This window comes from Autumnicola lenta (assembly GCF_031846515.1).
Classification (GTDB): domain Bacteria; phylum Bacteroidota; class Bacteroidia; order Flavobacteriales; family Flavobacteriaceae; genus Autumnicola; species Autumnicola lenta.
Genome location: NZ_JAVRHO010000021.1, coordinates 23,826 through 44,723 on the forward strand (window position 1 = coordinate 23,826; position 20,898 = coordinate 44,723).

The window sequence follows — 20,898 nt, forward strand, 5'->3', positions numbered from 1 at the left end:
AGAGAAGCCTCGGAGTTTAAAATCTCGATTATTGAGTAAAAAAAAGTTACCGGTACATTTTCGGCAACTTTTTTTATTTGGCAGAATGCCGGCTTGTTTATTCTGAAGCATCAAAAATTTGAAAGTTGATCTGAAATATCTATTTCTTCTGAAGAGGTGTAGTAACTGAGAATACATGTAGAAAAGGTCGGTTTTAAAATTTGGCAAATATCGACCATAATTGCTCCAATTGGATTGGAAAAACCGTTGATTGGGAAAAAAATGACGCTTATAACTACCTGAATATTCAGTTTCAGTAGTTCACCTTCAGCAATTGAAAGATTCTCCTGATTTTTCTATAATGAGGAAAAGAAAGCTCTGAAATTTGACAATTATTGACCTTAATTGCTCAAATTAAATTAAGAAAACCGGTAATTGACAAAAAAAAGACGCTAATAACTACCTGAATATTCAATTTCCGTAGTTCCCCTTCAGCAATTGAAATAATTTTCCTGATCTATTATAATGAAAAGAAGACAGCTCTCAAATTTGGCAATTATCGACCTTAATTACTCAAATTGAATTAAGAAAACCGGTAATTGATAAAAAAATGACGCTTATGACTACCTGAATATTCAGTTTCCGTAGTTCCCCTTCAGCCATTGAAAAAATTTTCCTGATCTATTATAATGAAAAGATGACAGCTCTCAAATTTTGTAGCTCTTCTTCAGCATTGGAGGAAATCTTGAGTGAAAATATCAGGGAAAAGAACATCCTGTGATTTCCCTGGATTGTTTCCAACTTATTTTTTATCTTACTACAATAGTTTTTCACTTATTTTTCATAGACTATTTATATCGATTTATAAAATCGATAGCTAAATTTTATAGTAATTTTATTCTGTTAATATTTTAAAACCATCCAACATGGAAAACAACGAACATCGAAATTCCCCCGGCACACATAAGGCCTGGGAAGTAAACGAATCCAGCAGATGTCCCTTTTTAGGCGGGGCACTTGATAAAACTGCCGGTAGTGGTACCACAAACCGCGACTGGTGGCCAAATATGTTAAATCTACGCATCCTGAGACAGCATTCGAATCTATCTGACCCTATGGAAGAAGATTTTAATTATGCTGAAGAATTTAAAAGTCTTGATCTTGCCGCAGTTAAAAAAGACCTTCATGATCTTATGACTGACTCCCAGGACTGGTGGCCTGCAGATTACGGACATTACGGCGGATTGTTTATACGTATGGCCTGGCATAGTGCCGGTACTTACCGTATTGGTGACGGCCGTGGTGGAGCAGGAACAGCAGGACAGCGATTTGCACCTTTAAATAGTTGGCCAGATAATGCGAATCTTGATAAAGCCCGATTACTTCTCTGGCCAATTAAAAAGAAGTACGGAAAGAAAATTTCCTGGGCAGATCTACTGATTCTTACCGGAAATGTTGCACTTGAATCTATGGGACTGGAACCTTTTGGATTTGCAGGTGGCCGGGAAGACATCTGGGAAGCTGAAGAAGATATCTACTGGGGATCTGAGGGAGAATGGCTTGGAAATAAAGAACGCTATGCCGATGATAACAACCTGGAACAACCTCTGGGAGCCTCACATATGGGATTGATTTACGTAAACCCTGAAGGACCTAACGGGAATCCCGATCCGCTGGGATCTGCAAAGGATATCCGGGAAACTTTCGGGCGAATGGCCATGAACGACTATGAAACAGTAGCTCTTATCGCCGGTGGACATACCTTCGGAAAAACACACGGAGCGGCAGATGCTAATGAGTACGTAGGAGCAGAACCGGCCGGTGCGCCCATGGAAGAAATGAGCCTTGGCTGGAAAAATAAATTCGGAACTGGAAATGCGGGCAGCACGATCACTAGCGGAATCGAAGGAGCCTGGACAAACACACCTACAGAATGGAGCAACGGCTTTTTTGACAACTTATTTGGTTATGAATGGGAATGCCATAAAGGACCTGGCGGTGCATTTCAATGGAAGCCTAAAAACGGAGGTGGTGAAGGTACTGTTCCTGACGCTCATGATCCCGATAAGAAGCACGCTCCTTTTATGCTAACATCCGATATTGCTTTAAAGGAAGACCCGGCTTACGGTAAAATTTCAAAGCACTTTCACGAAAATCAGGAAGAATTTGCTGAAGCTTTTTCCAAAGCATGGTATAAGCTAACACATCGTGATATGGGTCCAAAATCCAGATACCTTGGTCCTGAAGTACCATCAGAAGATATGTTGTGGCAGGATCCAATTCCCAAAGTGGACCATAAACTAATAGATAAGAGCGACGTTAAAAAACTAAAGAAAAAAATTCTTGAATCAGGATTGTCTGTTTCAGAACTTGTAACGACCGCATGGGCATCTGCTTCAACTTACCGTAACTCCGATAAAAGGGGTGGTGCCAACGGTGCACGAATCCGTTTAGAGCCGCAAAGGCACTGGGAAGCAAATAATCCTGCTCAATTACAGAAAGTAATAAACAAACTTGAAGAGATTCAGGAAGATTTCAACAATTCTCGGTCAGGTAACAAAAAAGTTTCCCTTGCAGATCTTATTGTGCTGGGAGGCTGTGTTGCAATAAAGAAAGCAGCTAAGGATGCAGGATTCGATATAGGAGTTCCTTTTGCGCCGGGACGCATGGATGCTTCGGAAGAGCAAACAGATGCTGAATTATTTGATCCTCTGGAGCCAATCGGGGATGGCTTCAGAAATTATATGAAAAAGAGAAACAGCTTATCTGCTTCGGCTGAGGAGCTATTGATAGACCGCGCCCAGTTGCTATCGCTTACTGCACCAGAAATGACTGTTTTAGTTGGTGGGATGCGTGCATTAAATGCTAATTTTGATGGTTCAGAACACGGAGTGTTTACAGAGCGCCCCGGGCAGCTTACCAACGATTTTTTCGTAAACCTGCTGGATATGAATACGACCTGGAAAGCAACATCAGATGCTCAGGACGTTTTTGAAGGCCGGGACCGCGCTACAGGCGAAGTGAAATGGACCGGAACCAGGGTTGACCTTATTTTTGGCTCTAATTCTGAACTACGTGCACTTTCTGAAGTATACGCTTACGACGATGCACAGGAGAAGTTCATTCAGGAATTTGTAAAAGCCTGGGATAAGGTGATGAACCTGGATCGCTTCGATCTTCGTGATTAGAAGTATATTTGAAGCTATACAGCTCTAATTTTGATAAAAAGGTGGTTTTCAAAAAGCCACCTTTTTTACTTTAGTATAGGCAAATCTTCAGCATAAGAGATCTACTTCCTAATGAAAAAAGAAACGGCAGTACGAAAACCGGTATTTTAGGAGGCACACCAAAAAATCGCAAATATCGTGCATCTGTATACTTCCCTCCTGCTGTAACCTTTTCAAACCTAAGCTTGTACCGAAGTCATCCCTGAAAATTGATCAGATCGAAAAATAAAGAAAAACAGTAATCAGGAGAACCTGTATTATAAAAATTCCGTTACACTTTGGCACAATTGCTGCTAAATACTTGACAAATCAACTTAGCAAGAGCAAAATTGGCATTTTCTTGCTCTCGAAATTCTGAAGTTATAACTATGAAAATCAACAACTTAAATATTTTTATCGCTCTTTTTGTAATACTTTTCACCTCCTGTTCTAAAGATGATGAAGGATTAGAGGAAAGCTTAACGGATACTGATCCTAAAGCTGAAGAATTAACCGAACCTGGTGAAATTGAGGTTGAGGAGTTTGTTTGGAAAGGCTTAAATGACATTTACTTATATAAAGAAGATATTTCTGAATTAAGTGATAATTATTTTTCTTCAAATATTGAAAAATCTGAATATCTCGAAACTTTTGGTTCTCCCGAAGAATTGTTTGGAGAATTAAAATCTTCCCGGGACAGGTTCAGTTTTATTACCGCCGACTATAAGGAACTGGAAGATAGCTTTAACGGAATTACCAGCAGTACCGCCGGAATGAAGTTTGGCCTGGGCCGTATAAGCGGTTCCAGTAACATCTTTGGCTTTCTTCAATACGTGATTCCCGGAACTTCTGCGGCAGACGCCGGACTTACCCGTGGAACCATTTTTACTGAAATTGACGGACAAAAGATGACTCTTAACAACTTCCAGGAATTAATGGAGGCGGAATCCTTTAGTATCAAAATTGCCAAAATTGAAGATGGATATCTTAAACCTTCTGATGAGAGTGTTACATTAGAAAATTTCTCCTATACTTCCAACCCCGTACAATTGGTAAAAACCCTGGATGTTGAAGGTAAAAAGGTAGGTTACCTTATGTACAACTCCTTTATTGCCGATTTTGACGAAGAATTAAACGTAGCCTTTGCACAGCTAAAAAGTGAAGGAGTTACAGAACTTGTCCTGGACCTTCGTTACAACGGTGGTGGCTCGGTAGAATCTGCCATAGACCTTGCAAGTATGATTACCGGGCAATTCCAGGGAGAAATATTTATGAAGGAACAATGGAACGAGGAGTACCAGGAATATTACGAAACCAATAATTCTGAAAGGCTGGTAAACCGGTTTAATGGTAAAATAAGGACCGGCGAAGCCATCAACAGCCTTAACCTTTCCAAGGTTTATGTACTTACCTCTAACAGTACCGCCTCTGCCAGCGAACTTGTGATAAATGGGCTGGAGCCTTACATAGATGTGGTACAAATTGGGGAGAATACCACCGGGAAGTTTCAGGCTTCGGTTACTCTTTATGATAGTCCGAATTTTCAGAAGGAGGGCGCAAATGAAAATCACACCTACGCCATCCAGCCGCTCGTATTTAAATCTGCCAATGCTGAAGGAAAATCAGATTATGAAGATGGACTGGTTCCCGATATAGAATATTCGGAAAAGGTGAGCAACCTTGGAACCCTGGGTGATCCTTCCGAACCTTTACTTCAGGCGGCGTTAAATCATCTTCTGGGTAAAGCTCAGGTTGCTTACAAACAAGGGAATGAAAACCTCCGGAAGGTAGGTGAAAGCGGAATGTACAATGCCGGATATCAAAAAATGTATCTCGACGCTGTACCGGAAGTTTTACTGAAAAGAGCTGAAGAGAAACATTAATAGTTACCGGTGAAAAATAAAAAGTGCCTCGGCTGCAAAAAACAGGAGAAAAGCTGTTTTACAATTGCCCGGGGCTTTCATTTTTTGTCCTCAGATTTTTGTGCTACTCATTAAAACCGTAATTTCAAAACAGATCCGGAAGGACGAAAATTGCCAATTAAACACTAACAGCAATGTCTTATATTAGTTTTGGATGGGGTGCCGGATTTGCAATAATCATGGGTTTAGTCCTGCTTGTTGTAATTATTTATACCATTGTAAAAGTCAGAAAGCAGGCTCATAAAGCTGAAGCCGCAGAAAAAAAAAAAAAGAAAATCCATCAAAAAGAATGGAGAAATGATATATGAACAACTCCGGTCGTTGTCCTGTATTTTTACAACAAAACCAACTCCTACCCTGCCATAAGCACCTCGTTAAAACGAATAACATTATCTGTTCCCTTCTTCCGCAGGTAGCTGCTTATAATCTGGTGGGTATGAAATGTGGATTCCTGAAGTTTGAGAAAAGGCTCGTAATCTTCAAAGTTTTCTATTTGCACATCGGCGTCTACAAATCCGTAGCCGTGATAGCGGCCTTCTTTAACCAGCACAAAAGCCTGCTCATCTTTATATCTACCTTTTTCAGTAATCACATACGTCTCTTTTTCATTTTTGAGGGAAGTAATCGCTGCTTCCACTTTCGCATTGTAATCTTCAACAAATTCTGATCCATCACAAACACCCTCACAATTCTTGATGCGGTAGTGAGAACATTGGCTTACATTAGATTGAAGAGTACAATATTTAGGACATAGATTAAAAGTCTCACAAAGATTTTCCAGCATTTCCTGGGCCAGGGCACGGTTATAAAAAGTGGCTGCCGAATCCTGAATTTGCTTCGTTCTTCCTATCGCAAGCTGAATAATTCCCCTTTGATTTCTATAATTAATAATCTGATAAGTATAGGTTGGTCGCTTTTGCGCACGGTTAAACTTCGGATATTTTTTCCTGATATAATCAGATTCCAGAAGCAGCGCCAGCAGTTCGTTTCCGGTAGTTTCAAAATCTATGTAAGAGGTTTCCTGCCCAAGCTGATATTCTTTTGTTTTCTTGTCATAAAAATGTGACCAAACACGCTTTTTAATATTTTTTGCTTTTCCGGCGTAGATAATCGCATGATTTTTATCCTTAAACAGGTAAATACCGGGAGTCTCCGGCAGCTCATCAATTTGCTCTGCAGAAATATGTGGCGGTAAAGTAGCGTGTTTGGAGTGCGGATGTAAAAAAGATGACAACACCTCGCCATCTTCATCCAGTGCGAGCAATCTCTGAAATAAAATCACAGTGGCGTCGGTATCCCCTTCAGCTCTGTGCCTGTTGGTTAGCGGAATGTTGATCGAGCTGCACAATTTGCCGAGACTGTAGGAAAAAAGTCCGGGTATAAGTTTTCGGGACAGGCGGACGGTACATAGTTTCTTTCGTGTAAAATTCCTGCCAAGCGCCTTAAATTCATTCCGAAGCACATTGTAGTCAAAATTCACGTTATGGGCCACAAAAACAGCACCTTTAGTAAATTCCTCAAGAGCATCTGCCACTTCATGAAATTTTGGCGCATCCTCAAGCAGCTCGTTATCAATACCCGTAAGGGAAGTAATGTAATTGGGAATAATCTTTTCAGGATTAATAAGCGTCGTATACTTATCAAGGATTTCTGAGCCCTGCAGCAATACAATACAAATTTCGGTAAGCCGGTTACCACTTATACCACCGCCGGTGGTTTCTACGTCTATAACAGCAAATTTTCTATCTTTCATCCAGACAAATATACAAAATTTAGGAATATTTCCTACAATTGGAATAAATCCAATTTTTTCAAATCCGGGGTTTGAATAAAATCATCAATTTTTCGGATAAAACGAACGGCAGATGCCGAAATTGCCAATTTTCGATCTCCTATTATAAAGAGAGCCACTGAATCTTCAGAAACAATATAATTCACCTTTGAAATCCTTCCGAAGAGACAATTTTTATTGAAATAAAGCAGCTTTTATGGTTACTTCTGAAGAAAAACGTGCTTCAGAAGCTAAAAAAGGCCTAAAATTCCCATTTTAGGATCCAGATCTTTTAATTTATCCGGAAGATTAGAATTTCATAATCCTCAATGATCTTCATTTTTAAGTCAGGAGCGAAATTTGCCAGTTATCGACCTTCAGTTCTTATTATTGAAATGATTTTTACAAAAAACATTTTTAACTTTACATAAAAAGCAAAATGCAATTACACCTTTATCAAATAGATGCTTTTACAGACGAGCTTTTCTCCGGAAATCCAGCATGTGTCGTACCTTTATCTGAATGGCTGCCTGATGATTTACTGCTGAAAATAGCCAGGGAAAATGCAGTTGCAGAAACCGCTTTTTTTGTAGACAATGGCTTAAAAATCCACCTGAGATGGTTTACTCCTGAAGCTGAAATTGACCTTTGTGGCCATGCCACCCTTGCCACAGCACATGCGCTTAAGGAAATTCGTGGCTATTCCAGGAAAACCATACTTTTTGAAACAAAAAGCGGAGAACTTGAAGTGGAAACAGCAAATTCTGAATATACATTGAATTTCCCTTCCCGTAAACCTTCCACTACTCCCTTACCTTCGCTGTTGCAGGAATCGATAAACATCCAGCCACAGGAGGTGTTGAAAGCGAGAGATTTTGTTCTGGTTTACAATTCTGAAGAAGACATTAAAAACCTGGAAATTGACAGGTTAAAATTTGATAAACTAGAACTGGGCTCAGGCGGAGTTATTTTTACTGCACCGGGCAAAAATTGCGATTTTGTTTCCAGGTTCTTTACACCGGGTGCTTCGGTTTTTGAAGATCCTGTTACAGGATCTGCTCATTGTTCCCTTATCCCCTACTGGAGTGAAAAGCTTGATAAAACTGAAATGCTTGCTCATCAAATTTCTGAACGGGGAGGTAAACTCTTCTGCAAAAACAATGGTGACCGGGTAGCTATTTGCGGAAATGCACGAACTTATTCTATTGGGAAATTGTGGACTGAATAGCACTGGTTAGAGCAGAATTTTTTCAGAAAAAGCTAATTCCCTCTTACTTCTAGCACCTCTCTCTAATACAATAAATCGCGCAATATGCCGATAATTTCCAATTTGAGTGATTGACCAAATCAATATATTAAGAATAAAACGACATCTCTTTGGGTTTACCGAACAATTCTTTAGCAATGAAGATGAGTTTTACGATCGGCAATTTTACAACAATTGTTTTACAGGTTTTTTTGATTTTTAACGGTGTAAAAAAAACATTAAAACTTATCTTAGCCGCCATGATTTTTAGTCCCTATCTTAAGTGCCAAAAACTGTTTCTGGTGAGTTTCATTACCAGCCTGACATTGATTATTCCTTTTGAAGGAAAATCGCAAATTATTCCCGGAACCCAAACTGAAAACCAGGAAGCTGTCACGCCAGAATGGCCCACAGACCCTTTAGGCAGGCGAACTCCGCGGGGGGCTGTGAGCGGATTTATAAACGCAGTTTCTGAAAGGGATTATTCCCTGGCCAGCGAATATCTTAACCTGGAGGAAATTTCCGGTGAACAGGAAGGTAAAAGACTTGCAGCCACTCTTCAAACATTGTTAGATCGTGGTGGAAATATTATGCCGTACTCATGGATTAGTGATGAAAACAGCGGTAAAGAAGATCAAAATTTACCATCTGAAGTAGACGAGGTGGGTACGGTTACAGTGGGGGGCGATGAAATAAAGTTATATGTTGAAGCAACAGAAGGACCTAAAGGTGGTCCAATTTGGTTATTTGCTTCTGAAACAGTGGAGACTATTGCTAATGTTTCTATTGAAGATCCACTGCTCCTGGAAAGAGTTATGCCTGCTTTTTTACATGACAACCTTTGGGGTGGCGTCCCTATTGGTCAATGGATTGCAGGCCTACTCCTGGCTATCCTGTCTTATCTAATCTCCTGGAGTATTGTTTTTATCATTAGATTCATTATTCGGTTATCCTGGAAAAAAGCACGAACAGAACCCACTTCTGATGTTATTAAAGCGTTTGCGCTACCTGTCAAGCTTTATCTTGCAGTACTTCTTTTTGTGATTATCTCCCAAAATATAGGAATTTCAATTATTCTGAGGCAGAAATTTAGTGGAATAACATTGATTATCGCAATACTTGCCTTTTTAATCCTTCTGTGGAGTCTTGCAGAAATCATAGGTTCATTTAGCAAGCGCCAGATGAGCCACCGGGGCAGTGTGTCTGGTGTTTCGGTTGTTCTTTTCCTGCAGCGGGTAGCCAAAGTAGCCATTGTCATCTTTGGGGTAATAGCCATTTTAGGGTCTTTGGGGGTTAATGTCACAACAGGATTAGCTGCCCTTGGAATTGGAGGTATAGCTCTGGCTTTAGGTGCGCAAAAAACAATCGAAAATTTTGTAGGAAGCGTTACTGTCATTAGCGACCAGCCTGTGCGGGTTGGGGATTTTTGTAAAGTAGGCAACACCATAGGAACTGTGGAAAGAATAGGAATGCGCTCCACCCGAATTCGTACGCTTGCCAGAACGGTGGTGACCATCCCAAACGGACAGTTTTCTTCAGAAAATATCGAGAACTATGCGCATCGTGACCAATTTTGGTTTCAAACGGTGTTGAGCTTAAGATATGAAACAACTCCGGACCAGATTAGGTATCTTTTGGTAGAATTACGTGCAGTACTTTATGCTCATCCTATGGTTTCTCCAGAACCGGCAAGGGTCCGTTTTATAGAATTGGGTGCAGATTCTATAAACCTTGAAGTTTTCGCTTATGTTACCGTAAAGACTTTTGATGAATTCCTTGAGGTAAGAGAAGATTTGCTTTTACAGCTTATGGATGTTGTCGAAAAAAGTGGTACCGGTTTTGCCTTTCCTTCTCAAACCATTTATTTTGCCAAAGATCAGGGATTATCTCAGGAAAAATCCAGAACGGCAGAAGAGAAAGTCAGGAAATGGAAAGAGAATGGAGAATTGCAAATTCCGAAATTTGATCCCGAGCATATTACCGAACTTAAAGACCAGAGCCCCTATCCTCCAGAAGGTTCTGCGACAAGAAAGAACCACGGAACAGGAAAAATTCCCGGACTTTAAGTGCATCCCTGCCGATTATCTTTTCGTTAATTTTTCGTTGGAAATTTCTTACCCGGTAAGGAATGACCCTTAAAAAAAATTAATTACCTCCCTTTTCCCCGGGTCTTTCGTTAAATCTGAATCCAATTAAGACTTCCTTTAAATTAAAGGCTTCGTTACTTTCTAACTTGCGCAGCTAATTTTAAAATTTTTCCAGTATAAGATGGATGGTCTATAGGCCACCGGATTCTTATTCTTTCTTGCGAAGCTATGTTTGGATTAAACGATATACATAAATTTTTCTTTGCCTTTTTTCTTGTGCTTCCGGTAATATATTTATTGCATGAAGCCGGTCATGTTTTCTTTGCCTGGACCATGGGTGGAAGGAATATTAGAGTTAGTATTGGCACGGGTAATGTCCTATTTAGATGGGTAATACTTGAAGTACGCAAGTACTATTTCTGGTACGGACTCTGCACTTTTGAGAACCTGAAGCGCAATGAACGTTTAAGCAATACTTTCATATTCCTTGGTGGCGCTTTATTCAACTCATTGGGAGCAATTGCAGTAATTATTCTTATAGAAAACAAAATGCTGGAGCCAAATATAGTAACCTATCAGTTCACCTAATTTTCTCTATACTATATATTTTTTGCTTTACTGCCAATGGATTATCCCGATGGTAACTACAGTGATGGTAAAGTTATCCTTGATTTAATAAGGAACAAAAGGTCTATCATAAAGGCGAAAACTTTCCGCATTCACTGGAATGACAAAAAACGAAAATTCCATGTTCCAGATCTAGAAATAACTTTGTGCAGTCATTTAATAATGAAGGTGATGCTTTGAGAAAAGCACATCAGGCAGCCCAGAACAACCGACCCAGCAGAATTCTAAGCCACCGGAACGAAGAAGAAAAGAAATTGAGAATTTCCCGAGAATACCTTTGTGAAGTTCTTAATTTTATTCTAATTTCATAAAATTATAATATCTGTTTTTCATCCTTGAGGAATATTAAGAAAAATAGAAGTATGAAAACTGGCGTTTTTTGGTATGCCCTCAAATCATTCTGATTTTAGGTACTTCTGAATAAAAACAAACAGTATATTTGGTGATTTTTATATGCTTAAAGTAATATGACTTTCTCTGAAATAGCAGCCATTTTCTTTGGTACCCTGGCGCTAGTACCAACAATTGCTTCCCTCACAACGTTTGACCAATGGTGGATTAGGGGCTTTGATTTTCCCCGGTTGCAGATTAGTGTATTCATCCTGGCGGTTATTATCTACTCGCTGTTTATTTATTCCTTTGAAGATACCTGGCAGTTCGTTATCACTGCCCTTTTGATATGTAGTTTTTTCTATCAGGCTATAAAAATTTTCCCCTACACCGTTTTTGCCAAAAATCAGGTCATGAAATCTTTACCCAATGATGAAAAAAACCTCATTTCGATCCTTGTAAGCAATGTACTTACAAGTAATGAAAAGTACAACTTATTAATTTCCCACGTTCATAATTTAGAACCGGATATCGTCCTTACTCTGGAGACCGATGAAATTTGGCAAAAAGAGCTGCAGATTATAGAAAAAGATTACCCTCACACAGTTAAAATTCCGCAGGACAATCTCTACGGAATGCATCTCTATTCCAAACTGGAACTTGAAGATATTCAGGTGAAATATATAATTTCCAAAGAAATTCCTTCTATACATGGATGGGTAAAATTGAAGAGCGGAAAAAAAGTGAAAATTCATTGTTTACATCCTAAACCTCCGAGTCCTTCTGAAGATCCTGATTCTACAAATCGTGATGCCGAACTTTTGCTGGTTGGAAGAGAAGTGAAGGATAATAATCAAACCACACTGGTTTTTGGTGATCTTAACGATGTAGCATGGTCAAGGACCACCCGGCTTTTCCAAAACCTTAGCGGATTATTGGATCCGCGGATAGGAAGAGGTTTTTTCAATACTTTTCATACCGGTTATCCCATCTTTCGCTGGCCCCTGGACCACGTTTTTCACACTTCAGATTTTTCTTTAGTAGCTATCAAAAGACTCAAAAGCGTAGGCTCTGATCATTTCCCGATATTCATTCGGCTTAATTACGAATCCTATGCAGAAAATATTCAGGAAAAACCTGAAAGAGCAGACGAGGAAGAACAGGAATGGGCAGATGAAAAAATTGAGAAAGCAAATCCCATGGTACGTAATCTATGACTCGTTTTAAGAATTTAAGTAATTTTTACAGTCAGTTATTTTCAGCAGAATTTTCTAAAAATTTGATACCTTTAAAAAGCTAACTTCAGCTTAAAAATGTCTGAAAAGAAAATATTTTCCTTATCCAGTCTTACAAGGTCCATTGAAAAAGTGATCAACACCCAGTGCAGTAAAGTGGTGTGGATAAAAGCAGAAATCGTTAAACTTAATCATTACCCAAAAAGTGGCCACTGCTACCCCACCCTGGTGGAAAAAAAGAACGGAAAAGTGATCGCTGAACTTCGTGGGAATATCTGGGCCTCACATTTTGAAACAATTAATACCAAGTTTAAATCTGTACTTAAGGAAGAACTAAAAAATGATATGACCGTGGTCATACAGGGTTCTGTTACTTATCATCCAGTCCACGGAATCGCTTTAAACATCATCGACATTGATCCAGAGTTTACCCTCGGCGAACTTGCCAGGGAAAAAGCGGAAACTATTGACAAACTCAGAGCAGAAAACATTTTTGCTGAAAACAAAAAAACCAGCCTTCCTGTACTCCCTAAAACTATTGCGGTAATCTCTGTACAAACAAGTAAAGGCTATCAGGATTTCCTGAATGTGATTGAAAAGAATCCCTGGGGCTATCAGTTTCATCTTCTTCTTTTCCCGGCCATTTTACAGGGAGAGCGGTCTATAAAGATGATTATCGATCAACTGGAAAATATAAAGAGCTATAACAAAGTGTTTGATGCCGTGGCAATTATTCGTGGCGGTGGCGGCGAAATTGGTTTAAGCTCGTTTGATAATTACCTGCTGGCAAGAAAAATAGCCACTTTCCCCCTGCCGGTTTTGACGGGAATAGGTCATGCTACCAATGAGACAGTGAGTGAACTGGTAAGCTACCAAAGCTTTATTACTCCGACTAAAATTGCAGAATTTCTGCTTCAGAAGTACCATGATTTTGCAATGCCGTTAAAGGATGCGGAACAAAAAATCAAGAATCACACCACCTGGCTATTTAAAGATCATAAGAACAACATAAAAGAAACTGCACGGCTTTTCTCTTCCTTTACGCAACGGGCACTGGATCATTCCAAAGCAGATTTGAAACAGTATGTATTTCAGCTCGAAAATCTTTCCCGGCGCAATTTTAGTGAAGAGCGAAGTGAGTTACTTCAGACGAAAAAAGCAATAATTTCGCTAGCTCAAAAGCCAATTAAAGAAGAGCGAAAAAACCTTAATTTTGCTGAAGAAAAAATCAGAATGTTATCACCGGAGAATATTCTGAAAAGAGGCTTCAGCATCACCCGCCAAAACGGACAAATTATCCGTAAAGCTGAAGAACTTCAGCCAGAAATTTTGCTTGAGACGCAGTTGTATTCCGGAGAAATCCACAGCCGAATAGAAACAATAAATAAAGAACCTGATAATGACTGAAGATATAGATTATACCAGTGCCAATAGCGAGTTACAGGAAATTGTTTCAGAAATGGAAAATTCTGAAATTAGTATAGACGAACTGGACATTAAAATAAAACGAGCTTCAGAACTTCTGAAAATTTGTAAAGACAAGCTCTTCAAAACTGAAAAGAGCGTTCAGGAGGTTTTGGAAGAGATAAAAAACTATTCCATTGGTGAGGCTAAATAAGTTTCTAAATTTGTCCACCTTCAGAAATAACAAATGAAACCCGAATTAAGAACGGTTACCGTTACAAGATATATCACTCCTTTGCGCGAAGGAGGATCGTTACCTGCCCTTGCTGAAGCTGACGACGATTTTAAATATGTGCTGAAGTTTAAAGGTGCGGGACACGGAGTAAAAGCTTTAATAGCCGAATTGCTGGGAGGTGAAATTGCCAGGGCGCTAGGTTTTAAAGTTCCGGAGCTGGTATTTGCAAATTTACACGAAGCATTTGGAAGAACTGAAGGAGACGAAGAAATTCAGGATCTTCTAAAGGCAAGTCAGGGACTAAATCTTGCACTTCATTTTCTTTCCGGCGCTATAAATTTTGATCCTGTTGTCACCAAAGTAGATCCATTGCTGGCTTCAAAGATTGTATGGCTGGATGCGTTTATTACCAATGTGGACCGTAGCTACCGGAACACTAACATGCTAATCTGGCATAAAGAATTGTGGCTAATCGATCATGGTGCCTCCTTTTATTTTCATCATTCCTGGACGAATATGAAAAAAAGTGCAAAAACTCCTTTTAACCTGATTAAAGATCACGTTTTATTGCCGCAAGCCTCCAGATTGCAGGAAGTTGACAAGGAATGCCGAGCGATTTTTACTGAAGAAAAAATCAGGAGCATTGTGAACCTTATTCCGGCAGAATGGCTTGAGTGGGAAGGCGCAGAAGAAAGTCCGGAGGAGATAAAAGAAGTTTATTTTCAGTTCCTGAAGATTCGTCTCGAAAATTCCGAAATATTTATAAAAGAAGCACAAAATGCAAGATAGGCACTTATATGAATATGCGGTGATCCGGGTTTTGCCAAAAGTAGAAAGGGAGGAATTTCTGAATGTGGGCATTATCTTCTTTTGTAAAAGAGAGAAATTTCTGAAGGTGATCTACAAACTTGATGAAGCTCGTTTAAGATGTCTTGCAGCAGATATTGACCTGGATCAAATCGAAAAAAATCTGCAATCCCTGAAAAAAATAAGTGAGGGCGCAAAAGACGGCGGCCCTATAGCGCAACTGGATGTTCCATCACGCTTCCGATGGCTTACAGCGGTGCGGAGTTCTGTAATCCAAACTTCCCGACCTCATCCCGGGATGTGTGGTGAACTCGACACTACCATTGAACGAATTTTCAGGGAAATGGTGCTTTAAATAAGACCTGACAGGTTTTAAAAACCTGTCAGGTCTGGTCGTTTGAAGCTCACCAAATTGAAATTATTTGTGAATTCGTGACACAAAAAATTAAAGATCGATAATTGCTAATTTTGAGGCATCACCCAATTTGAAAGAAAATGAAGCACAAGTAATTTTAATTACTGAATTCAGCATTTTCAACATATGGCATAACCGGCAGTTGTGGGTTTGCTAGTCCCAATTATAGGTCAGTTTACAAAATTTCTTTTCGTTATCCCAAACAATTGCGGTTATCTTGTGATGTAGCAAGCATTTCTGAATTCTGTTATGCCGTCTGCAACAAATTAATTCCAGAAAGTTCCTGCCCGATTTGGTGAATTCCATTTAATATCTTTTCAGTTTGTTTCGCTGAAGGTTTCTTGGTGCCTGATACATATTGAGAAAGTAAGGTAGTGTTCATTCCGATTTTTTCGGCCAGGAATTTTGCGTTAATCACTTTGTAATATTTGAAAAATTGCTGAAAATCAATTTCAAATTTAATGTCGTTGGGTCCTACCTTCACCTTTTCTTCCTCAAAGTAAAACCCGGTCGCCTCGTAAGTATTATTTATCAATTCGGGAATAGATTGTCCAGTCGTGAAGATTGGATATTTGTTTGAAAATGCTGAAAATCCCGTATCGGTTTTTTCCACTGTCATAATGATTTTTTTCTTCTTAGTCATAACCCTATCTTTTAATTCCAGCGTCTTTTAATATTTTACTTTCCAGTCCCTTACCCATTTCCTGGCTTCCGTGATTTGGAAAAATAATCGTTCCCTTTTTTGTATTGTGTCGCATTTTCACATGCGAACCCTTTTGCGATACTGCATACCAACCGTCATTTGCCAGTATTCGATAAAGTTGGGAACATTTCATTTAGAATCACCATATTTTCCAGACCCTAAAGGTAAACTATAATTTACCTTTTTTCTAATAAAATTTTTTTGATTTGACTCTTTCAGCATCTTTTACGACTTTTCCAAAATCCGTAACAAGTCTAAAACCAAACCGGGATATTTTCAACTTTAGGCCTCGTAAAATCACTCTGTAACTATCGGCTCCAAAACCTCCCAAACATTCTGCGCCATAATCTTCTGGCCTTCAGCCGTTGGGTGGATCCCGTCCTGCTGATTCAGCTCCGGGATACCTGCTACGTTATCAAGCAGAAACGGAATAAGCTTTACATTATTTTCTTCTGCAAGTTCCGGAAAGATCGTGCGAAATCCGGCACCATAGTCCTGACCTAAATTGGGCGGAATCTGCATTCCGGCAAGGATAATTTCGGTATCCGGGTTTTCTTCTTTCACAGTATCTATTATCGCCTGCAGGTTTTTCCGCGTTTCTTCCAGCGGCACTCCCCGCAAACCGTCATTGGCACCAAGTTCAAGGATAAAGACATCCACATTTTGATTTAATACCCAATCTATCCGGTTTCGTCCGGCGGCCGTTGTTTCGCCACTAAGTCCGGCATTTACCACTTCATAATCCAGGCCTAAAGAATCAATTTTTTGCTGAATTAAAGCCGGGAATGCTTCATCGGGATCCAACCCCATTCCCGCTGTAAGACTGTTTCCGAAGAAAAGGATTGTTTTAGTTTCTTTTTCAGCATTGTTTTCAGAAGTCGTCTCCTCCCCTGCTTCATTCTCCTTTTCCTTTTGAGCGGAATCCCCGCAGGAAATAAAAAAAATAAAAAAGAACATCGGGCAAATCAGCATCAAGTTTCTCATAGCAGGCGTATTAATTCGAAATCATTTCCTTATTTTGTCTTTCTTCAGAAAAGAAAAATAAAGATGGCAAATATATTACAAGTTCACAACTTAGTTAAGAGCTATTCCAGCGGTTCTAAAAACCTCACGGTGCTGCACGAAATCAGTTTTAATATTAAAGAACGGGAAACTTTTGCCATTGTTGGCCCTTCCGGAAGCGGAAAAACCACGTTGCTTGGCCTTTGTGCCGGGCTGGACAGAGCAGATTCTGGGAATATCACACTTTGCGGTACCGAGCTCGATTCTCTTAATGAAGATGAGCGGGCGCTACTGCGCAACAGGAATATTGGTTTTGTTTTTCAGGATTTTCAATTGCTGCCCACCCTTACGGCGCTCGAGAATGTTGCCGTACCATTAGAATTGCAGGGTGCAAAAAATGCTGCTGAAAAAGGAAAGGAACTTTTAGAAAAAGTGGGACTCATAGATCGTTTTAATCACTATCCCTCACAACTTTCTGGTGGGGAGCAACAACGGGTAGCGGTAGCAAGGGCTTTTTCAAATGAACCGAAGATTCTTTTTGCCGATGAGCCTACGGGAAATCTGGATGCAGAAACCGGAGGAAAGGTAGAACAATTGCTTTTTGAATTGAACCGTGAAGCAGGTACAACTCTTGTTATCGTTACTCACGACATGGAACTGGCGCAAAAAACAGAACGTATTCTAAAGCTGAAAGGCGGAAGAATTGTTGAAAACCAGAATTCTGCAATATGAGTAATCAGGAAAACAGCAATTCTAAAAAAGCAGATTTTAACTGGATCGCGAAAATGGCATGGCGTGACGGTAAAGCCAGCGGAAAGAAGTTAAGTCTTTTTATGGCTTCTATCGTGCTGGGAATCGCTGCTGTGGTTTCCATACAATCCTTTGGCGAAACGCTGAAAGAAAATATCGCCCTCCAGTCTAAATCGCTAATGGGTGCAGATTTTATTATCGATAGTGATAATCCTCTTAACGAACGGGTGACCGGTATTATTGATTCCCTGGGCGGTGCAGATGGCCGGGAAATAAGCTTTGCTTCTATGGCTGCATTTCCAGGCAACCAGGGCACTAAACTGGTACAGGTAAGAGGAATTGAGGGTGGTTTTCCTTTTTACGGAATGGTGGAAACAGAACCTTCATCTGCAGCAAATGCATATCAGCAAGAAAATGCTGCCCTGGTAGATGAAACTTTAATGCTTCAGTTGGGGATTCAGATTGGGGATAGTATAAAAGTCGGAGACGCTACACTGCCTATTGCGGGTGCCCTGCAGTCTGTTCCCGGAAGTACCTCCCTTTTTAGTTCTGTAGCACCTCCTGTACTTATTCCGTATAAGTATATAAGTGAAACCGGACTGGTACAAACGGGTAGCCGTATAGACTACAAATATTATTTCGTGGCCCCACAAGCCGACATGGAAAAACTGGATGATGAGCTGGATCCTATTCTTGATGATAATGATGCAGATCTAGACACCCATACCTCCACCAGTGAACGATTAGGGCGCCGCTACGAAAACTTCGGAAAATTTCTTAACCTCGTGGCATTTATTGCACTTTTACTGGGTTGTGTGGGTATTGCCAGCGCCATTAATATTTATATAAAAGGAAAATTACGCGCTGTTGCGGTACTAAAATGTCTTGGTGCCTCCCGTAGACAAACTTTCTTAATATACCTTGTACAAATAGCTGCAATGGGACTTTTAGGCGGAATTATTGGTACTGCCGCAGGGCTGCTTCTTCAGCAGCTTTTTCCGCTATTTCTACAGGATCTTTTACCTGTAGACGTAGAAATGGCATTTTCGCCCCAGGTTATATTTATGGGAATTCTCCTCGGAATATTCATGTCTGTTCTGTTCGCACTTTATCCCTTGATGAGTACTTTGTACGTATCGCCTTTACAGGCATTGAGGGTGCAGGCTGAAGGTGCATCAAAATCGGGAAAAGCAGGTATTCTGGTAGCTCTTGGGATCTTCCTGTTTGTTTTTCTGTTTTCTTACTGGCTTTTGGAGGACTGGCGCTACTCCCTTGCTTTTGTAGCAGGCATAATTGTTACTTTTTCCATTCTGGGAGGAATTGCACACCTGTTTATGCAAGGAATTAAGAAATTTTTTCCTGCTTCCTGGGGATTTGTATCAAGACAGAGCCTGCTTAACCTCTTCAGGCCCCAAAATCAGACGCTGACGCTCATTTTAGCTATTGGTGTAGGCACTTTTCTTATCAGCACGCTCTATTTCAGTAAAGATCTCCTATTGGCACAGGCAACAATAGAATCACAATCTGAAAGTCCTAATATAATTCTTCTTGATGTCCAGAGTGAACAAAGAGAGGCCGTGAAAAAGGCAATTATCGGCAATGAGCTTCCGGTTTTGAGCGATATTCCTATTGTGACTATGCGGGTGCAAAGCATAAAGGGAAAATCTGTAAATGAAATTAGAGAGGATACTACTTCCCGGGTAAATGGCTGGGTGCTGCACCATGAATTCCGGGTGACGTACCGCGACTCTCTTATTGCTTCAGAAATGCTGGAACAGGGAGAATGGACCTCCACGGTGTCTGAACAGGAAGGACCGGTGCCAATTTCTATAAGCGATAATTTTGCTGAAGATGCCAGGGTCAGTATCGGCGACGAACTCACTTTTAATGTTCAGGGTGTGCTGTTACCTGTTGTTGTTGGAAGCGTTCGGACCGTAGACTGGGCACGGATGCAGTTGAATTTTTCCATCGTTTTTCCTGAAGGTGTGCTGGAAGATGCTCCCCAGTTCCGGGTATTATCGACAAAAGCTTCCAGCCAGGAATCTTCGGCAGCACTGCAGCAGCAACTTGTGCAAAATTTTCCGAATGTTACCGTAATTGACGTAAGGCAGGTGCTTAGTGTCATTGAAAATATCCTCGACAAAATATCCTGGCTTATCAATTTTATGGCATTCTTTAGTATTCTTACCGGAATTATTGTTCTGCTGGGTGCAGTAAGAACAAGCAAGTACCAGCGAATACGGGAAAGTGTGCTGCTAAGGACTATTGGTGCTAAAAATACTCAAATCCTGAAGATTACTGCACTCGAGTATTTATACCTGGGCATTTTGGGAAGTTTATCGGGAATAATTTTATCCCTGGTGAGCAGTCAATTACTGGCTTATTTTCTTTTTGAATCACCTTTTTCACCTTCGTGGATCCCATTTTTAATCCTGTTCCCGGGAATCACTTTACTGGTGTTGATCATCGGATTGAGCAATAGTTTAGGTGTAATAAAAAGTCCGCCTTTGGAGGTGCTTCGGAAAGAAGTACGATAATTGGCAATTTTCGTCCCTGACCTTTTTCAGAAGGCGCTTGGTCCTGGGGAATGAGGTTCGAATAAAATAAGTTGAAAAAATTCAAGCTGCTATAAGCTGAAGAAACCATTGGTAACAAACGAGAAACTACTTCTCCAATTCTGCCAGTAAATCCTGAAGATCAAGATTATGAGTGTACATCTTTACAGAACCATCCGGTTTTTTTGGCCATTCCTGCCGTGGTCTGTCCCAGTAAAGCTCTACGCCGTTACCATCTGGATCGTCCATATATAAAGCTTCAGAAACTCCATGATCTGCCACGCCCGTCAAGGGATAATCAACTTCCAGAAGACGTTTCAGAACCTCAGCGAGATCTTTTCTTGAAGGATAAACAATAGCGGTATGAAATAGTCCGACTCCTTTTTTCGCAGCATGAGGTGCATCTTTACTGTTCCAGGTATTAAGTGCAATGTGGTGGTGATATCCACCGGCAGAAAGAAAAACCGCCTGATCACCCATTCTCTCTGTGATTTCAAAACCCAGCAGGTCGTGATAGAAAGTCAGCGAATTATCGATGTTAGAAACCTTCAGATGAATATGACCAATCCGGGTTTGTGCAGGTACTTTGTAGTCGTCTTTCATCTCTTCAATTTAACTATTTCA

Annotated in this window: 18 protein-coding genes; 13 read left to right on the forward strand and 5 right to left on the reverse strand. The window is 40.2% G+C overall.

Annotated elements, in window-relative coordinates; all coding sequences use genetic code 11:
- The first annotated feature begins 905 nt into the window (after positions 1-905).
- The 3 genes from katG to RM545_RS13885 all read left to right on the forward strand — a co-directional run bounded on the left by katG (position 906) and on the right by RM545_RS13885 (position 5,415).
- Positions 906-3,167 (forward strand): catalase/peroxidase HPI, encoded by a 2,262-nt coding sequence (gene katG, locus RM545_RS13875; protein ID WP_311495885.1) that lies wholly within the window; start codon positions 906-908, stop codon positions 3,165-3,167.
- Between the two features lie 407 nt (positions 3,168-3,574).
- A complete protein-coding gene (locus tag RM545_RS13880) occupies positions 3,575-5,068 on the forward strand; it encodes a GFO_1087 family putative carboxy terminal peptidase (protein WP_311495886.1) in 1,494 nt (497 codons plus the stop codon).
- Between the two features lie 173 nt (positions 5,069-5,241).
- On the forward strand, positions 5,242-5,415 hold the full coding sequence (locus RM545_RS13885) for a hypothetical protein (RefSeq protein ID WP_311495887.1): 174 nt from the start codon (positions 5,242-5,244) through the stop codon (positions 5,413-5,415).
- A gap of 44 nt (positions 5,416-5,459) precedes the next feature.
- Here the strand turns inward: RM545_RS13885 and RM545_RS13890 are convergent, their stop codons facing one another.
- Positions 5,460-6,860, reverse strand: a complete 1,401-nt coding sequence (locus RM545_RS13890) for an exonuclease domain-containing protein (protein ID WP_311495888.1) — start codon at positions 6,858-6,860, stop codon at positions 5,460-5,462.
- A gap of 457 nt (positions 6,861-7,317) precedes the next feature.
- Here RM545_RS13890 and RM545_RS13895 point away from each other — a divergent pair, with 457 nt between their 5' ends.
- The 8 genes from RM545_RS13895 to RM545_RS13930 all read left to right on the forward strand — a co-directional run bounded on the left by RM545_RS13895 (position 7,318) and on the right by RM545_RS13930 (position 15,204).
- A complete protein-coding gene (locus RM545_RS13895; protein WP_311495889.1) occupies positions 7,318-8,106 on the forward strand; it encodes a PhzF family phenazine biosynthesis protein in 789 nt (262 codons plus the stop codon).
- A gap of 320 nt (positions 8,107-8,426) precedes the next feature.
- Positions 8,427-10,190 (forward strand): mechanosensitive ion channel family protein, encoded by a 1,764-nt coding sequence (locus RM545_RS13900; protein ID WP_311495890.1) that lies wholly within the window; start codon positions 8,427-8,429, stop codon positions 10,188-10,190.
- A 249-nt stretch (positions 10,191-10,439) separates the two neighbouring features.
- On the forward strand, positions 10,440-10,799 hold the full coding sequence (locus tag RM545_RS13905) for a site-2 protease family protein (RefSeq protein WP_311495891.1): 360 nt from the start codon (positions 10,440-10,442) through the stop codon (positions 10,797-10,799).
- A gap of 506 nt (positions 10,800-11,305) precedes the next feature.
- Positions 11,306-12,385: an endonuclease/exonuclease/phosphatase family protein gene (locus RM545_RS13910; RefSeq protein ID WP_311495892.1), complete on the forward strand. Its 1,080-nt coding sequence runs from the start codon at positions 11,306-11,308 to the stop codon at positions 12,383-12,385.
- Between the two features lie 96 nt (positions 12,386-12,481).
- On the forward strand, positions 12,482-13,810 hold the full coding sequence (gene xseA, locus RM545_RS13915) for an exodeoxyribonuclease VII large subunit (RefSeq protein WP_311495893.1): 1,329 nt from the start codon (positions 12,482-12,484) through the stop codon (positions 13,808-13,810).
- The gene (xseB, locus tag RM545_RS13920; RefSeq protein ID WP_311495894.1) at positions 13,803-14,021 is read left to right on the forward strand and encodes an exodeoxyribonuclease VII small subunit; all 219 of its coding nucleotides are present in this window, start codon (positions 13,803-13,805) and stop codon (positions 14,019-14,021) included. Before xseA ends, xseB begins: the two co-directional genes overlap by 8 nt.
- A 33-nt stretch (positions 14,022-14,054) precedes the next feature.
- A complete protein-coding gene (locus RM545_RS13925) occupies positions 14,055-14,831 on the forward strand; it encodes a HipA family kinase (protein WP_311495895.1) in 777 nt (258 codons plus the stop codon).
- Positions 14,821-15,204, forward strand: coding sequence for a DUF3037 domain-containing protein (locus tag RM545_RS13930; RefSeq protein ID WP_311495896.1), 384 nt, complete (start codon positions 14,821-14,823; stop codon positions 15,202-15,204). Before RM545_RS13925 ends, RM545_RS13930 begins: the two co-directional genes overlap by 11 nt.
- Before the next feature lie 307 nt (positions 15,205-15,511).
- Here the strand turns inward: RM545_RS13930 and RM545_RS13935 are convergent, their stop codons facing one another.
- The 3 genes from RM545_RS13935 to RM545_RS13945 all read right to left on the reverse strand — a co-directional run bounded on the left by RM545_RS13935 (position 15,512) and on the right by RM545_RS13945 (position 16,951).
- The gene (locus tag RM545_RS13935) at positions 15,512-15,907 is read right to left on the reverse strand and encodes a helix-turn-helix domain-containing protein (RefSeq protein ID WP_311495897.1); all 396 of its coding nucleotides are present in this window, start codon (positions 15,905-15,907) and stop codon (positions 15,512-15,514) included.
- Between the two features lie 4 nt (positions 15,908-15,911).
- Positions 15,912-16,100 (reverse strand): type II toxin-antitoxin system HicA family toxin, encoded by a 189-nt coding sequence (locus RM545_RS17645; protein ID WP_311483360.1) that lies wholly within the window; start codon positions 16,098-16,100, stop codon positions 15,912-15,914.
- A 164-nt stretch (positions 16,101-16,264) separates the two neighbouring features.
- Positions 16,265-16,951 carry an arylesterase gene (locus tag RM545_RS13945; RefSeq protein WP_311495898.1) on the reverse strand — a complete coding sequence of 229 codons (687 nt, stop codon included), beginning with the start codon at positions 16,949-16,951 and terminating at the stop codon, positions 16,265-16,267.
- 63 nt (positions 16,952-17,014) lie between these two features.
- Between RM545_RS13945 and RM545_RS13950 the strand changes: the two genes are divergently transcribed.
- Together RM545_RS13950 and RM545_RS13955 are read left to right on the forward strand one after the other, a co-directional pair.
- Positions 17,015-17,701 (forward strand): ABC transporter ATP-binding protein, encoded by a 687-nt coding sequence (locus RM545_RS13950; protein WP_311495899.1) that lies wholly within the window; start codon positions 17,015-17,017, stop codon positions 17,699-17,701.
- Positions 17,698-20,256: an ABC transporter permease gene (locus RM545_RS13955; RefSeq protein WP_311495900.1), complete on the forward strand. Its 2,559-nt coding sequence runs from the start codon at positions 17,698-17,700 to the stop codon at positions 20,254-20,256. The genes RM545_RS13950 and RM545_RS13955 overlap by 4 nt, the downstream gene beginning before the upstream one ends.
- Before the next feature lie 126 nt (positions 20,257-20,382).
- Here the strand turns inward: RM545_RS13955 and RM545_RS13960 are convergent, their stop codons facing one another.
- The gene (locus tag RM545_RS13960) at positions 20,383-20,877 is read right to left on the reverse strand and encodes a VOC family protein (protein WP_311495901.1); all 495 of its coding nucleotides are present in this window, start codon (positions 20,875-20,877) and stop codon (positions 20,383-20,385) included.
- Positions 20,878-20,898: the final 21 nt, after the last annotated feature.

What these genes read in the sequence shown, in the direction of transcription:
- katG (WP_311495885.1), top strand. Translation starts at nt 906, where the DNA reads ATGGAAAACAACGAACATCGAAATTCCCCCGGCACACATAAGGCCTGG.
- RM545_RS13880 (WP_311495886.1), top strand. Translation starts at nt 3,575, where the DNA reads ATGAAAATCAACAACTTAAATATTTTTATCGCTCTTTTTGTAATACTT.
- RM545_RS13885 (WP_311495887.1), top strand. Translation starts at nt 5,242, where the DNA reads ATGTCTTATATTAGTTTTGGATGGGGTGCCGGATTTGCAATAATCATG.
- RM545_RS13890 (WP_311495888.1), bottom strand. Translation starts at nt 6,860, where the DNA reads ATGAAAGATAGAAAATTTGCTGTTATAGACGTAGAAACCACCGGCGGT.
- RM545_RS13895 (WP_311495889.1), top strand. Translation starts at nt 7,318, where the DNA reads ATGCAATTACACCTTTATCAAATAGATGCTTTTACAGACGAGCTTTTC.
- RM545_RS13905 (WP_311495891.1), top strand. Translation starts at nt 10,440, where the DNA reads ATGTTTGGATTAAACGATATACATAAATTTTTCTTTGCCTTTTTTCTT.
- RM545_RS13910 (WP_311495892.1), top strand. Translation starts at nt 11,306, where the DNA reads ATGACTTTCTCTGAAATAGCAGCCATTTTCTTTGGTACCCTGGCGCTA.
- xseA (WP_311495893.1), top strand. Translation starts at nt 12,482, where the DNA reads ATGTCTGAAAAGAAAATATTTTCCTTATCCAGTCTTACAAGGTCCATT.
- xseB (WP_311495894.1), top strand. Translation starts at nt 13,803, where the DNA reads ATGACTGAAGATATAGATTATACCAGTGCCAATAGCGAGTTACAGGAA.
- RM545_RS13925 (WP_311495895.1), top strand. Translation starts at nt 14,055, where the DNA reads ATGAAACCCGAATTAAGAACGGTTACCGTTACAAGATATATCACTCCT.
- RM545_RS13930 (WP_311495896.1), top strand. Translation starts at nt 14,821, where the DNA reads ATGCAAGATAGGCACTTATATGAATATGCGGTGATCCGGGTTTTGCCA.
- RM545_RS13935 (WP_311495897.1), bottom strand. Translation starts at nt 15,907, where the DNA reads ATGACTAAGAAGAAAAAAATCATTATGACAGTGGAAAAAACCGATACG.
- RM545_RS17645 (WP_311483360.1), bottom strand. Translation starts at nt 16,100, where the DNA reads ATGAAATGTTCCCAACTTTATCGAATACTGGCAAATGACGGTTGGTAT.
- RM545_RS13945 (WP_311495898.1), bottom strand. Translation starts at nt 16,951, where the DNA reads ATGAGAAACTTGATGCTGATTTGCCCGATGTTCTTTTTTATTTTTTTT.
- RM545_RS13950 (WP_311495899.1), top strand. Translation starts at nt 17,015, where the DNA reads ATGGCAAATATATTACAAGTTCACAACTTAGTTAAGAGCTATTCCAGC.
- RM545_RS13955 (WP_311495900.1), top strand. Translation starts at nt 17,698, where the DNA reads ATGAGTAATCAGGAAAACAGCAATTCTAAAAAAGCAGATTTTAACTGG.
- RM545_RS13960 (WP_311495901.1), bottom strand. Translation starts at nt 20,877, where the DNA reads ATGAAAGACGACTACAAAGTACCTGCACAAACCCGGATTGGTCATATT.